Source organism: Dyella sp. CR10 (genome assembly GCF_055814425.1).
In genome coordinates, this window is record NZ_CP185986.1 from 3,426,261 (window position 1) to 3,439,954 (window position 13,694).

The 13,694-nt window shown below is 66.3% G+C and carries 13 protein-coding genes; 5 read left to right on the plus strand and 8 right to left on the minus strand.

Annotated elements, in window-relative coordinates:
- The first annotated feature begins 84 nt into the window (after positions 1-84).
- From ACNR9O_RS15495 to ACNR9O_RS15505, 3 genes are all read left to right on the plus strand, one after another.
- Positions 85-2,346, plus strand: coding sequence for a DUF1631 domain-containing protein (locus ACNR9O_RS15495; protein ID WP_473687270.1), 2,262 nt, complete (start codon positions 85-87; stop codon positions 2,344-2,346).
- The gene (nadC, locus tag ACNR9O_RS15500; RefSeq protein ID WP_473687268.1) at positions 2,343-3,200 is read left to right on the plus strand and encodes a carboxylating nicotinate-nucleotide diphosphorylase; all 858 of its coding nucleotides are present in this window, start codon (positions 2,343-2,345) and stop codon (positions 3,198-3,200) included. Before ACNR9O_RS15495 ends, nadC begins: the two co-directional genes overlap by 4 nt.
- A 97-nt stretch (positions 3,201-3,297) precedes the next feature.
- Positions 3,298-3,708: a DUF3301 domain-containing protein gene (locus ACNR9O_RS15505; protein ID WP_473687266.1), complete on the plus strand. Its 411-nt coding sequence runs from the start codon at positions 3,298-3,300 to the stop codon at positions 3,706-3,708.
- A gap of 29 nt (positions 3,709-3,737) precedes the next feature.
- On the opposite strand, the gene ACNR9O_RS15510 is transcribed toward ACNR9O_RS15505, so the two are convergent.
- The 5 genes from ACNR9O_RS15510 to petA form a co-directional block, all read right to left on the minus strand.
- Positions 3,738-4,166, minus strand: a complete 429-nt coding sequence (locus tag ACNR9O_RS15510) for a ClpXP protease specificity-enhancing factor (RefSeq protein ID WP_473687264.1) — start codon at positions 4,164-4,166, stop codon at positions 3,738-3,740.
- Positions 4,167-4,209: 43 nt separating this feature from the next.
- Positions 4,210-4,833, minus strand: coding sequence for a glutathione S-transferase N-terminal domain-containing protein (locus tag ACNR9O_RS15515; RefSeq protein ID WP_473687262.1), 624 nt, complete (start codon positions 4,831-4,833; stop codon positions 4,210-4,212).
- 71 nt (positions 4,834-4,904) lie between these two features.
- Positions 4,905-5,639: a cytochrome c1 gene (locus tag ACNR9O_RS15520; RefSeq protein WP_473687260.1), complete on the minus strand. Its 735-nt coding sequence runs from the start codon at positions 5,637-5,639 to the stop codon at positions 4,905-4,907.
- Between the two features lie 13 nt (positions 5,640-5,652).
- Positions 5,653-6,960: a cytochrome b gene (locus ACNR9O_RS15525; RefSeq protein WP_473687258.1), complete on the minus strand. Its 1,308-nt coding sequence runs from the start codon at positions 6,958-6,960 to the stop codon at positions 5,653-5,655.
- On the minus strand, positions 6,960-7,565 hold the full coding sequence (petA, locus tag ACNR9O_RS15530; RefSeq protein ID WP_473687256.1) for a ubiquinol-cytochrome c reductase iron-sulfur subunit: 606 nt from the start codon (positions 7,563-7,565) through the stop codon (positions 6,960-6,962). Before petA ends, ACNR9O_RS15525 begins: the two co-directional genes overlap by 1 nt.
- 160 nt (positions 7,566-7,725) lie before the next feature.
- Here petA and ACNR9O_RS15535 point away from each other — a divergent pair, with 160 nt between their 5' ends.
- Complete coding sequence (locus ACNR9O_RS15535) at positions 7,726-8,910, plus strand: S1C family serine protease (protein WP_473687254.1); 1,185 nt, start codon at positions 7,726-7,728, stop codon at positions 8,908-8,910.
- A 2-nt stretch (positions 8,911-8,912) separates the two neighbouring features.
- Here ACNR9O_RS15535 and ACNR9O_RS15540 read toward each other — a convergent pair whose 3' ends face one another.
- Entirely contained in the window at positions 8,913-10,040 is a 1,128-nt protein-coding gene (locus ACNR9O_RS15540) for a transglycosylase SLT domain-containing protein (protein WP_473687252.1), read from the minus strand.
- Positions 10,041-10,242: 202 nt separating this feature from the next.
- Between ACNR9O_RS15540 and miaB the strand changes: the two genes are divergently transcribed.
- Positions 10,243-11,589, plus strand: coding sequence for a tRNA (N6-isopentenyl adenosine(37)-C2)-methylthiotransferase MiaB (miaB, locus tag ACNR9O_RS15545; protein ID WP_473687250.1), 1,347 nt, complete (start codon positions 10,243-10,245; stop codon positions 11,587-11,589).
- Between the two features lie 62 nt (positions 11,590-11,651).
- On the opposite strand, the gene ACNR9O_RS15550 is transcribed toward miaB, so the two are convergent.
- Together ACNR9O_RS15550 and ACNR9O_RS15555 are read right to left on the minus strand one after the other, a co-directional pair.
- Complete coding sequence (locus ACNR9O_RS15550; RefSeq protein ID WP_473687248.1) at positions 11,652-12,761, minus strand: ABC transporter permease; 1,110 nt, start codon at positions 12,759-12,761, stop codon at positions 11,652-11,654.
- The gene (locus tag ACNR9O_RS15555; protein WP_473700794.1) at positions 12,758-13,690 is read right to left on the minus strand and encodes an ABC transporter ATP-binding protein; all 933 of its coding nucleotides are present in this window, start codon (positions 13,688-13,690) and stop codon (positions 12,758-12,760) included. Before ACNR9O_RS15555 ends, ACNR9O_RS15550 begins: the two co-directional genes overlap by 4 nt.
- Positions 13,691-13,694 lie beyond the last annotated feature (4 nt).

Here is a 13,694-nt window from a genome sequence, read left to right on the forward strand (position 1 = left end):
ATCCTGATTTTTCGCGTAAGGTGTGGGCTTATGCGGTCCGCGTAACCGCCATCGCGCGACGGCAAACCACAGGGGTGTGGCGAGATGAAAGACGCCAGTGAACCATCCAATATCGTCAGCCTGAGCCAGCGCCTGGACCCCTCCAGCGAGCGCGGTGGCGCACTGCTGAATACCGTGCGCGACATCGCCTCGCGTCGGCTGCAGCTGCTGACCAACGGCATGTTCGAGCATGTGGATGACGCCCTGTTCGACCTGGCCGAGAAGGCCGAGAACAATGCCGCGCAGATGCATTACTTCGATGGCATGCGCGAGGTGCGCAAGCGCCGTCCGGCGGTGGAGCGTGCCTTCCTGACCACTGTCTCGCGAGGCATCACCGATTTCGCCACGCAGCAGCGCGCCAGCACGGGCGGTATCTCGCTTCCGATGGGGGCGGTCGAACTGACCCTGGTGGCCGACAACGAGCTGGAAGAGTCGCTCGCGATCACCAGCATGATCGGCAAGAACGAGACGCGCCTGACCCGTGACCTGTTCGGCGTGAACCAGCGCCTGTCGGTGATCTATGGCGGGATCGGCGTCGAGGACTCGAACAACCCGGTGGCGCCGGCGGCGCTGACCCAGGCGTTCCGCCAGGCCATGCGCGAGCTGTCGGCGGAAATGCGCGTCAAACTGATCATCTACAAGCTGTTCGACCGCTACGTGCTGGCCTCGCTGGACGAGCTGTATCAGGAGGTCAATGCCGAGCTCGTGCGAGCAGGGGTGCTGCCTCAGTTGCGTCACGAGGTGCTGCGCAGCGGTGCAGCCACCGGCGCCGCAGCCCCTACGGCCGCCGCCGCGGCGGCCGGCGCCGCCCAAGGCACGGAAGCACTGGCCGACGACACCGCTTCCGGCGAGCTGCTGCAGACCCTGCGCGCGCTGTTCAGTGCCCGCCGCGGCGGCATGCCGGAGAACCTGCCGATCGGCGGCCCGCTGCAGGTGCCTACGGTCAACGAGCTGATCGGCGCGCTGAGCGTGCTGCAGAGCCAGGCGGCAGCGGTGGGCAGCCCCCTGCCGCTGCGCGGGGGGCAGTCGACCGTCTCGGTGATGCAGGAGGTCGCGCACCTCAAGGAGCAGCTGCTGGCGCAGATCGGCGCGCTGCGCGGCGAGCGTCCCGGTCAGGTCGCCACCATGGACGAGGACACCATCGACCTCGTCGGGATGCTGTTCGAGTTCATCCTCGAAGACCGCAACCTGCCCACCGAGATGCAGGTACTGCTCGCACGGCTGCAGATCCCCTATCTCAAGGCGGCGATCCTCGACCGTCGCCTGTTCGCACACCGCCAGCATCCAGCACGCCGCCTGCTGGACAGCCTGGCGGACGCCGCCAAGGGCTGGTCGCCCGAGTCGGATCGCGACCACCGCCTGCACGACAAGATCAAGACGATCGTCGATGCCCTCCTGCAGGAATTCGACGACGACCTGAGCATCTTCGACCGGCTCAGCCTCGACCTGCAGGAATTCCAGGACCAGAGCCGCCGCCGCGCCGAACTGGCCGAGCAGCGCGTGGCCGAGTCCACCCGCGGCCGCGAGAAACTCGAGCAGGCGCGCCGCCGCGCAGCGCGGGAGATCCTTTCGCGCATCGGCGATCATGCGCTGCCGCCACTGATTCACGGCATCCTGTCGCGCGCCTGGGCGAACTACATGGTGCTGACCATCCTGCGCCAGGGCGAGGAGTCTTCCGAGTTCCGCGATTCGCTGCGCTTCGTCAACGACTTCATCGCCAGCACGCGCCCCGCCCGCTCGATCGACGAACGCCGCATGCTGCGCCAGATGCTGCCGGGCATCGAGCGCTCGCTGCGGCGTGGCCTGGCCAACGTGGCCTTCCAGGAAAACGACATCGAACGCTTGCTGGCCCAGCTGCACACCTATTACCGGCATCAGCTCGGCGAACAGGTACCCGTCGAAGAGGTCCAGGCCGCCGAAGAAGCCGCAAGCCTGCCGATCCCGGAAAGCATCCAGCCGATCGCCGAGAGCGAGGCCGCACTGCAACCGGCGGAAGCCGACGCGGAGCCGGAGGAAGACCTGCCAGAGCTGCACGCCGTGGCCGAATTGAAGCCGGGCACGTGGCTGGAGTTCGCGGCTGACGGCGACACGATCGAGCGTGCCAAGCTGTCCTGGATCAGCCCCATGAGCGGCCGCTATCTGTTCGTCAACCGGCGCGGCCTCAAAGTGGCCGACTATTCGCCACACGAACTGGCCCGCGAGCTGGCCGCCGGCCGCGCGCGCGTGCTCGAATCGTCGGCCTTGTTCGATCGCGCGCTGGATGCCATCGTTGGACGCCTGAGCCAACCGTCGACCACCTCCGCATGACCTACCAGAACCTGCTTGCCCCGCCGTCGGCCGAACTCGTGCTGGCGGATGTCGGCCGCGCCTTCGCCGAGGACATCGGCGAAGGCGACGCTACCGCCGAACTACTGCCCGCCGGCGCCCGCGCACGGGCCACGCTGACCTGCCGCGAGGATGCGGTCATCGCTGGCGTACCGTGGTTCGATGCCTGCTTCCGTCGGCTCGACCCCGACGTGCGCATCGATTGGCAGACCGCCGACGGCATGCACGTCAGCGCGGGCTCCGTGATCTGTCGTCTCGAGGGCATGGCACGCGCACTGGTGAGCGCGGAACGCTCGGCACTGAACTTCCTGCAATTGCTTTCCGGTACCGCCACCGCCACCGCAGCCTATGTGAAGGCCGTGGCCGGGACTTCGGTACGGGTGCTCGATACGCGCAAGACCGTGCCCGGCCTGCGCATCGCGCAGAAATATGCGGTGCGCTGCGGTGGCGGCCACAATCACCGTGTGGGGCTGTACGACGCCATCCTGGTCAAGGAGAACCACATCATCGCCGCCGGCGGCATCGCGAACGCGGTCGAGGCGGCGCGGCGACTGCATCCGCGCCTGCTGCTCGAAGTGGAAGTCGAGAATCTGGATGAACTGCGCCAGGCGCTGGATGCCGGCGTGGATCGCATCATGCTCGACAATTTCACGCCACCTCTGATGCGCGAAGCCGTCGCCGTCACCGCCGGCAGGGTGCCGCTGGAGGTATCCGGCAACGTCGATCTGACCACCATCCGCGAGTACGCGCAGACGGGCATCGACTTCATTTCGGTAGGCGCACTGACCAAGCACGTGCGCGCGGTGGACCTTTCGTTTCGGCTCCAGCTCGATTAAGGGATTCGCCACCGCGGCGGCTAATGATGCCGGGCGAATCGCGCCGCTTGCGCGATCGCACCTTGCGAGTGGCCACGAGCGACCACACACTGCCCGCATGAGCCGATTCACCGACCTGTTCCTGCTGCTTGCCCTGCTGGGCGTCGTCGGGCTCTGGCTCAAGCTCAGCCGAGCACGCGAACTGGCGATCGACGAGGCGCGCCGGCAATGCGAACGGCATGGCTTGCAGCTGCTCGATGAAACCGTCGGCCTGCGCAGCATCGGCCTGCGGCAGCTGGATGGACACCGCCTGATCGAACGCAGCTACAGCTTCGAGGTGAGCATCGACGGCAACGACCGTGAGCCGGGACGCCTGTGGCTCGCCGCCGGACGCCTCACCCGCCTCAGCCTGCCCACCATCGAGACGCGCATTCCCGAGCGGCACACCCAAACATCCGGCTCCGACAATGTCGTGCCGCTGCGCCCCCGCCTCAACGGCAAGAGCGCGGACGATACGCGTCTTCACTAGAAAGGCCGCCCGGCTGGCGGCCCCGGGACTTACTTCACCACGCGCAAGAACGGCGCGCCCTTGCGCGGCTTTTCCCCGGCATCGGCACTGTCGGAGGGTGGCGTGTCGTCGGGTGACGACTCCGGCGGCGAGGGCGGCGGGTCGCCGTCTTCTTCGGCGGGGAACATCATGCCCTGCCCGTTCTCCTGCGCATAAAGCGCCAGCACCGCGTTCACCGGAATCAGGATGGAGTGGCTGACGCCGGAGAAGCGCGCCTGGAAGCTGATCCACTCATTGCCCAGATCCAGATTGGCGACCGCGCGCATCGCCAGGTTCAGCACCACCTGGCCGTTCTTCACCACCTGCGGCGGCACGCGTACGCCTTCCCGCATGGCATCCAGCAGGATGTACGGGGTGAGGTTGTTGTCGGTGATCCAGTCGTAGATCGCCCGCAGCAGATAGGGGCGATTGGATGTCATCGGAATGTGTTGATCGTTACTGCTCATCTTCTGGGACGCGTACTCAAGGGCGCATGGCCTTTTCTTCGGGCGTCATACTGCGCGCAAAACCCTGGCTATGGAACAGGCGTTCACCGTAATCCACGATCGGCTTGCCTTCCCGGCCCAGGTCCACGCCCAGCCAGGGCAGACGCCACACCACCGGTGCCACCAGGCAATCCACCAGGCTCATTTCCGGATTCAGGAAGAACTTGGACGCCTTGAACAGCGGCAGCGACGCCAGCAGGTGCTCGCGCAGGCGCTTGCGCGCCGCATCGGCAGGCCGACCGCCGGCGCGGATGGTGTTCACTTCGGGCAGCCAATCCAGTTCGATCCGCAGCGAGGCCAGGCGCAGCCGCGCGCGCGACAGCGGGTCGATCGGCATCAGCGGCGGATGGGGATAGCGCTCGTCCAGGTACTCGCACACGACCGAGGTGCCGTAGAGCGTAAGGTCACGGTCCACCAGCGTGGGCGTGGTGCCGTAGGGGTTGAGATCCAGCAGGTCTTCCGGCGGCTTGCTCGGATCGACGATCACCCTGTCGTAGCTGACACCTTTGGCCGCGAGCACCAGACGCGTGCGGTGGCACTGGATGTCATCCGCGGTCGAGTACAGGGCCAGTACGGATCGCGAACGTGCGCTTTGAACCATGCGCGGTCTCCCCATCGACTATGCGCATGCGGCGGCCAGGGCCGCCGCATGCAGGGCCAAGGAGCGACGTCTTAGTGGACGTCCTTCCAATATTCCTTCTTGAGCGCGTACGCCAGCAAGGTGAACCCGGCCAGGAACAGCAGCACCCAGATGCCGTAGCGCTGCCGCTGCAGGGCCGCCGGCTCCGCCACGTACTCCAGGAACGTGGTCAGGTCGCGGGTGGCCTGCTGAAACTGCGCCGGGGTGAGCTTGCCCGGCCGGCTCAGCTCGAGCTTCTCGACCGCCTCGTCGCCATCCACCTTGTGCATCACCGCGGTCTGCAGTCCCTGCAGCTCCCACAGCGGATTGGGCATGGAGGCGTTCGGGAACACCGTGTTGTTCCAGCCCACCGGGCGAGTCGGATCGAGGTAGAACGAGTTCAGGTACCCGTATACCCAGTCCGCCCCCTTGGCGCGCACTTCCAGCGAGAGATCCGGCGGTGCCTTGCCGAAGAAGGTGGCTGCCGACTCTTCCGGCATGTGCGAGACCACCGGATCACCGAACTTCGCGCCGGTGAAGTTGAGGTTGTTCATCACTTCCTGCTCGCTCAGGCCCAGATCCTCGGCCACGCGCGAATAGCGGACGAACTTCAGCGAATGGCAGCCGACGCAGTAGTTGAAGAACAGCTTGGCGCCGCGCTGCAGGGCTGCCTGGTCTCGCACGTTGGTGCCGGCCGAGGGCAGCGAGCCTTCTTCCGAGGCCATGACGGAAGTGCTGCCCACCAGGAGGCCGGCGGCAAGGGCGATCGAAGAGAGAGTGCGCTTCATCAGGGATTGCCGCTCAGTCATGGTCATACACCACCCGCTCGGGGACCGGCTTGGTCTTCTCGCGGTTACCGCGCGTGTATACCCAGAGGAACACGAAGTAGCCGAAATAGACCAGCGTCATCACGCGACCGAACAAGTTCTCCCAGAACGTCACGTCGATGTGGCTGCCGAACCAGGCCGGGATGACTTCCGCCACCACGCCCGCGCCGACCGCGCCCAGCGCGATGAAAGAGACCACGAACAGCCCCAGGGCGACCTTGAAGCCCGTACCGCGGTAACGGATCGAACGCACCTTGCCGGCATCGATCCACGGCAGCAGGAACAGCAGCACGATCGCTCCGAACATGCCCAGCACGCCCCAGATCGCCGTGCTGAAGAATGACGGGATCATGCGCAGGATCGCGTAGAAGGGAGTGAAGTACCACACCGGCTTGATGTGGGTCGGGGTCACCAGGTTGTTCGCCGGCACGAAGTTGTCGTGCTCGAGGAACCAGCCACCGAACGTCGGCGCGAAGAAGATGATGAAGGCCGCGATGATCAGGAAGAAACCCACGCCGGCCAGATCCTTCACCGTGTAGTACGGATGGAAGGGAATGCCGTCGGCCGGCTTCTCGGGATTCCAGCGATTGCCCTTGGGCCCCTTCTTGATCTCGACGCCGTCCGGGTTGTTCGAACCCACTTCATGCAGCGCGGCAAGGTGCAGCACCACCAGCAGCAACAGCACCAGCGGCAGCGCGATCACGTGCAGCGCGAAGAAGCGGTTGAGCGTGGCGTCCGCCGGCAGGTAGTCGCCCATGATCCACTCCACCAGGGAGTTGCCGATCACGGGAATGGTGCCGAACAGCGAGATAATCACCTTGGCGCCCCAGAACGACATGTTGCCCCACGGCAGCACGTAGCCCATGAAGGCCTCGGCCATCAGCACCAGGAAGATCAGCATGCCCAGCAGCCACACCAGTTCGCGCGGCTTCTGGTACGAGCCGTACATCAGGCCGCGGAACATGTGCAGGAACACCACGACGAAGAACAGCGAGGCGCCGGTGGAGTGCATGTAGCGGATCAGCCAGCCCCACTCCACGTCGCGCATGATGTACTCGACCGACGCGAACGCTTCCGCGGCGCTGGTCTTGTAATTCATGGTGAGGAAGATGCCGGTGACGATCTGGTTGACCAGCACCAGCAGGGCGAGCGAGCCGAAGTAGTACCAAAGATTGAAGTTCTTCGGCGCGTAGTACTCGGTCATGTGCTTGCGATAGGTCGGCGCCAGGTTCGGCGCGCGCTCGTTGACCCAATCGCCGATGCGCGAGAACACAGTAGCCATCAGCCGGCCTCCTTCGGATCCACGCCAATCTGGATGTGCGTGTCATCCACGAAGTGGTACGGGGGGATGAGCATGTTCTTCGGCGCGGGCACGCCGGCGTACACGCGGCCGGCCATGTCGTAGCGCGACTTGTGGCACGGGCAGTAGAAGCCGCCCTTCCATTCCGGATCGAACGGCTCGGGCTTCATCACCGGCACGAAGTCCGGCACGCAGCCGAGGTGGGTGCACAAGGCGACCATCACCAGCCACTCGGGCTTGATCGAGCGGGTTTCGTTCTGCGCGTACTTGGGCTGCTGCTCGGCCGAGCTGCCGCTCGACTTGGCGTCCACCAGGCGGGCATCCTGGCTGGGCAGAGCGTCCAGCTGGTCCTTGGTGCGATTGACGACGAATACCGGGAGACCGCGCCAGGGGTAGGTCACCTTCTGACCCGCCTCGATCTTGCTGATGTCGACCGTGACGGGAGCACCGGCGGATTTGGCTCGTGCGCTGGGCTCCCACGACTTGATGAAGGGCACGGCTGCCGCGATGACTCCCGCTCCACCGACCACGGCCGTGGTCGCTGTGAGGAACCGTCGGCGGCCATGATCGACGACTTCGTTCGCCATCAGGCTCTCCGGTACTTGTGCCATTGAGGTGCGACTCTTTGGGAGCCGCAAAAATCGCGTTAGTGTAGCGTCAGCCCCTGCCTCGTACAATAAAAGAGGACTGGCGTCCGCGTCGATCCACACCCACCGTCCAGTGCGTTGCCACAGCTCACTTTTCCTCATGAAACAAGCCGTCGGCACGCTCGCCTTCATCGCCCGCTTCGTGGTCCTCGGATTGGCCCTCGCCTTCGTGGTCAGCCTGATCTGGCCAGGTATAGGCGACCGCCTGCGGGCAGGCGTCGGCCTGCACAGCACGCAGCCTGGCGCGCCAGCCCCCGCCCCGACCATCCCGGGTCGCTCGAGCGGACCTGTCTCCTACGCCGACGCGGTGGCCAAGGCGGCGCCGTCCGTGGTCAACATCTACGCCAACAAGATGGTCACCGAGCAAGGAGTCCAGATGTATTCGGACCCGGTGCTGCAACGCCTGTTCGGCGGCCGGCCCGCCATCTACAAGCGGCGCGAGCAGAGCCTGGGCTCCGGCGTGATCGTCAGCAACCAGGGCTACGTGCTCACCAACAACCACGTGATCGCCAAGGCAGACGACATCCAGGTGCTGCTCTACGACGGGCGCGTGGCCAAGGCCCAGCTGGTGGGCGCGGACGTCGAGACCGACCTGGCCGTACTGAAGATCGACGTATCCAGCCCACCGGTGATTCCCTTCGCCGATGAGCATCCGGCCCGCACGGGCGACGTCGTGCTCGCGATCGGCAACCCGCTCGGCCTCAACCAGACCGTGACCATGGGCATCATCAGCGCGATCGGCCGCCAGCTGAGCAGCTCCAGCCCGGAGGATTTCATCCAGACCGACGCGGCCATCAACCTCGGCAACTCCGGCGGCGCCCTGGTCAACACCGACGGCGAACTGGTCGGCATCAATACATTGCTGATCGGCAAGGCGGCCAACGCCGAAGGCATCAGCTTCGCCATTCCCGTCAGCAGCGCCCGCAAGGTGCTGGAGCAGATCATCGCCACCGGCCACGTGGTGCGCGGCTGGCTTGGCACGGAGTACACCTTTGTCCCGGTGGCCGCCGACAGCGGCCTGCCCGCGGCGGCGCGCGGCGCCCAGGTAACCGATGTCTATCCCGGAGGCCCTGCCGCGCAGGCCGGCATCCAGCCGCACGACATCCTGCTGCGCGTCGGCAAGGACGACATCGTCGATCCGGCCGATCTGCGCCGTCGCGAAGCGGCACTGCAGCCTGGCAGCAAAGTCGAAGTCTCGGGCCTGCGCAACGGCACGCCCTTCCATACCGACGTCACGCTGACCCAGCGGCCGCCGCTGACGCCCACGGCCACGCTCGACAACTGAAGTCAGCCGCGCCCGGGTCCCGGCGTCTGCGCCGCGGCCACCGGCGGCCGAACTGCCTGGCCATAGCGCTTGCGCAACGTTCCCACGCGCTCGACGTAAACCTGCGTTTCCGCATAGGGCGGCACGCCGCTGTAGCGCTGCACCGCGCCGGGGCCCGCGTTGTAGGCGGCGGTAGCCAGGCGTTCGTCGCCGTTGAAGTTCTTCAGCAGCAGAGCGAGGTAGCGCGCGCCGCCGCGGATGTTCTGGTCGGCATCGAACGCGTCGCGCACACCCATATCGCTGGCCGTAGACGGCATCAGCTGCATCAGTCCTTGCGCCCCCTTGAGCGACAGCGCGCGCGGGTTGTAGGCGCTCTCGGCATGGATGATCGCGCGCAGGAAAGCCTCGTCCAACCCGAACTCGCTGCTGGCCAGGCGAATCGTGTCGGCATACGCGGTGAGGTTGAGCTCCACGCTGTTCCAGCGGATCGGCGAGTGCAGATTGCAGGCCACGCAGGTGGATATATAGGTAAAGAGCATAGTCACGGCATGCGTGCCCGGCCCGGCCGGCTTCATGTTGGTGTACTCGACCGTGCCGTCCGGCCGCGTCACCCGGTACACCGCGCCCCGCAGCACGCGATCGCCCGCCGGGACCGGCGCCGCCGCGGCTACCGTATCGGCCGCCTCCGCGGCCGTTTTCGATTCGCTGTAGCTCCACTGGCCGGGCTTGCCGGCCGGCGATGCCGGAGGCGCCGGCAGAGCGCGTGCCGTGGTAGCCACATCGCCGTGGACCCCGACCAGCGATGGATCGAGCAACACCTGCGCGGAGGTCTGCACACGCCCCTGCACCCACGCCAGCGAAGCGACCGGTGGCGCGGGAGTCGTCGCCTTGGGTTTGCCTGCCGCGGGCCGCGGCGCATCGGCCATGGTCGTGATCTTCTGGCAGCCCTGGTAGCCGGCGGTACTGTTGCTGTAGACAGTTTCGCCCGCCGAGCCGACGCAGCGGTACAGCCCGGCCGCCTGGGCCGGCGCGAACCAGAGCAGACCGCCGAGCAGCGCGCACGCCCCCGCCAGCCGGCGCGCCGCCGGGCCGGAACGGAAAGCCCGCGAAGACGAGCCGATGCTTTCCCCTTGTCGCTCGGCGTCAGACATGGCGCGCAGTGTGCCCCCGCCCGAAGGGCAAGCCAAGCGCGGGCTCGCCGTTTCGTGCGCGCCGGCAAACTTGCCGTCCGGGTGGCCGGCAAGGAGCTTGCAAGTCACTGATCGCACAAGACCTTCGCTGGAATCTGTCCGGCCGGACGCGTAAACTGTGCGGTTCGGCGCCCCGCGCCCCTCTCCTACCGGTACCTGCGCCATGAGCGGCAAGCTTTTCATCAAGACCCACGGCTGCCAGATGAACGAGTACGACTCGGCCAAGATGGCCGATGTGCTCAAGGCGTCGCACGGCCTGGAGCTGACCAGCGACGAGTCCGAGGCGGACGTGATCCTGGTCAACACCTGCTCGATCCGCGAGAAGGCGCAGGAGAAGGTCTTCAGCCAGCTCGGCCGCTGGAAGGAGCACAAGCAAGGCGGCAAGCCCGTGCTGATCGGCGTGGGCGGCTGCGTCGCCTCGCAGGAAGGCGAGGCCATCATCAAGCGCGCCCCGTTCGTCGACCTGGTCTTCGGCCCGCAGACCCTGCATCGCCTGCCCGAGCTGATCGAGGCCAAGCGCGCGACAGGCAAGCCGCAGATCGACATCAGCTTCCCCGAGATCGAGAAATTCGACCGCCTGCCGGAACCGCGCGCCGAAGGCCCCACCGCCTTCGTGTCGATCATGGAAGGCTGTTCCAAGTACTGCTCGTACTGCGTGGTGCCTTACACCCGCGGCGAGGAGATCAGCCGCCCGTTCGACGACGTCGTGGTCGAGGTGGCGCAGCTCGCCGCGCAAGGCGTGCGCGAGGTGAACCTGCTGGGACAGAACGTCAATGCCTACCGCGGCGCCACCCACGACGGCGGCACCGCCGACCTCGCCGTGCTCATCCACGCGATCGCGCAGATCGACGGTATCGGCCGTATCCGCTTCACCACCTCGCACCCGCTGGAGTTCTCCGACTCGCTGGTCGAGGCCTACGCCAACGTGCCGCAGCTGGCCAACTACCTGCACCTGCCGGTGCAGGCCGGTTCCGACCGCATCCTCACCGCGATGAAGCGCGGCTACACCGCGCTGGAGTTCAAGCAGAAGATCCGCAAGCTGCGTGCGGTGCGCCCCGACATCTGCATCTCTTCCGACTTCATCGTCGGCTTCCCCGGCGAGACCGACGAAGATTTCGAGAAGACCATGAAGCTGATCGAGGACGTCGGCTTCGACCAGAGCTTCTCCTTCATCTTCTCTTCCCGCCCCGGCACGCCAGCCGCCAACCTGGCCGACGACACGCCGATGGCGATCAAGCACCAGCGCCTGGAGCGCCTGCAGGCCGCGATCAACACCAACGCCAAGCGCATCAACGAGGCGATGGTCGGCACGGTGCAGCGCGTACTGGTCGAAAAGCCCAGCAAGAAGGACCCGAACGAGCTCACCGGCCGCACCGAGAATATGCGCTATGTGAACTTCGCCGCCCCCGCCCGCCTGATCGGCCAGTTCGTGGACGTGCTGATCACCGAGGCGATGAGCAACTCCCTGCGCGGCCGCGTACACATCGCCGGCGACCAGCAAGCCGCCTGAAAGAAGTCTGCAGACTGGGATGAGCGCAGCGAACCCCAGCGCCAACGGCCCGCTCCGCCATATCAATCCAGCCGCTTGCGGAACCGCAGAATCGCCGCGGTCATCATCACCGCGGTAAACGCGAGCAGCGCCGCCATCTCCCGCCACAACTCCCCCAGCCCGGCGCCGCGCAGCATGATCCCGCGGATCAGCCGCAAGAAATGCGTGAGCGGCAGCACCTCCGCCAGCCACTGCGCCGCCTTCGGCATTCCCGCGAACGGGAACATGAAGCCCGACAGCAGGATCGATGGAAGAAATACGAAGAACGTCATCTGCATCGCCTGGAACTGCGACTGCGCCCGTGTGGAAATCAGCAGCCCCATGGTGAGGTTGGCGAGGATCAGCAGCATCGCGGCGAGATAGACGTCCAGCAGGCTGCCATGGATGGGCACCTGAAACAGCCAGCGCCCGAGCGCCAGGATCACCGTCGTCTGGATCAGGCCGATGCCGATGTACGGCAGCACTTTGCCGACCATCAGCTCGGCGCTGGTGAGCGGTGTGACGATCAACAGTTCCATATTGCCCCGCTCCCGCTCGCGCACGATCGCAATGCCGGTGAACAACACCATCGTCATCGTCAGGATCACGCCGATCAGCCCCGGCACGATGTTGACCGCCGAGCGCCGCTGCGGGTTGTAGAAGCTCACGATGCTGATCGGACCGGCCACCGGCGTGCTCACCAGCGGTGCGCGCGTATCTGGCGCGCCGCCATCCACCGGCACCTGTGCCAGCTGTGCGGCAGCGCTCTGCACGACGTTGTCGCTGCCGTCCACCATGATTTGCGCGACCTGCCGGCCGTCGTAGCGACGCCGCTCGAAATCTGGCGGCACCGCCACACCGATGCTGATCTCGCCTCGACGCAGCATCGCCACCAGTTCCTCCGGCGTATCGGCGTGCGCCACCGGGGCGATCACGCCGGTAGCCAGCATATCCATCACCAGTGCACGCGAACCGGCGGTATTGGCCTGATCTGCAATGCCAGCATCGAGACCGCGCAGGTTGGTATTGATGGCATAGCCGAACAGCACCAGCTGGATGACCGGTATGCCGACGATCATCGCCAGCGTAATCCGGTCGCGGCTGAGTTGTCGCAACTCCTTGACGACGATCGCCCATAGCCGGCGCCAGCTCACGCGGTGCGCTCCTGCGCCGAACGCTGCTGGCGCGTGACCGCGACGAAGACGTCTTCCAGATTCGGCTGCACCGACACGACTCGGGCGCCGCCTTCCAACGCTTTCTGCAGATGCGCCACCGCGTCGTCGCCCGTCGCCCCGCCTTCGCGCACCAGCACGCGCAATTCGTTGCCCACCTGGGCGGCCCCGAGCACTTCGGGTACGTCGACCAGCCGCCGTTGCGCCTGGCGCGCGTCGCCGCCGGTAACCACGAAGGTGCGCCCGTCCAGCCTGCCGGTCAGCTCGGCGGGCGTGCCGTCCGCGACCAGCGCGCCGCGATCGAGCACGGCCAGCCGATGGCAGCGTTCGGCCTCGTCCATCAGGTGAGTCGATACCAGCAGCGTGGTGCCTTCGTCGGCCAGTTCGAAGAGCTTCTCCCAGAAATCACGCCGCGACTCCGGATCCACCGCGCTGGTCGGCTCGTCGAGAAACAGCAGCTCCGGGGCATGGATGACGGCGCAAGCCAGGGCAAGCCGCTGCTTCTGTCCACCACTCATGGTGCCGGCCAGCTGTTTCTGACGATCACCGAAGTGGTACTGCTCGATCAGCTCGTCGACACGCGCGCCCGTGCGCGCCTTCGGCACGCCCTGCACTGCCGCCATGAACTCGAGGTTCTCGCGCACGCTCAGGTCTTCGAACAACGAGAAGCGCTGCGTCATGTAGCCGATGCGCTTGCGCAGCGCCTCTGCCTCGCGCGGAATGCTCAGGCCAAGCACATCGATCTCGCCGCCGCTCGGCGTGAGCAGACCACACAGCATGCGGATAGTGGTCGACTTGCCGGAGCCGTTCGGTCCGAGAAAGCCGTAGACATGCCGCACGGGCACGTCGAGGTCGACGTGATCGACCGCGGTGAGGTCGCCGAAGCGCTTGGTCAATCCGCGCGCGCGGATCGCT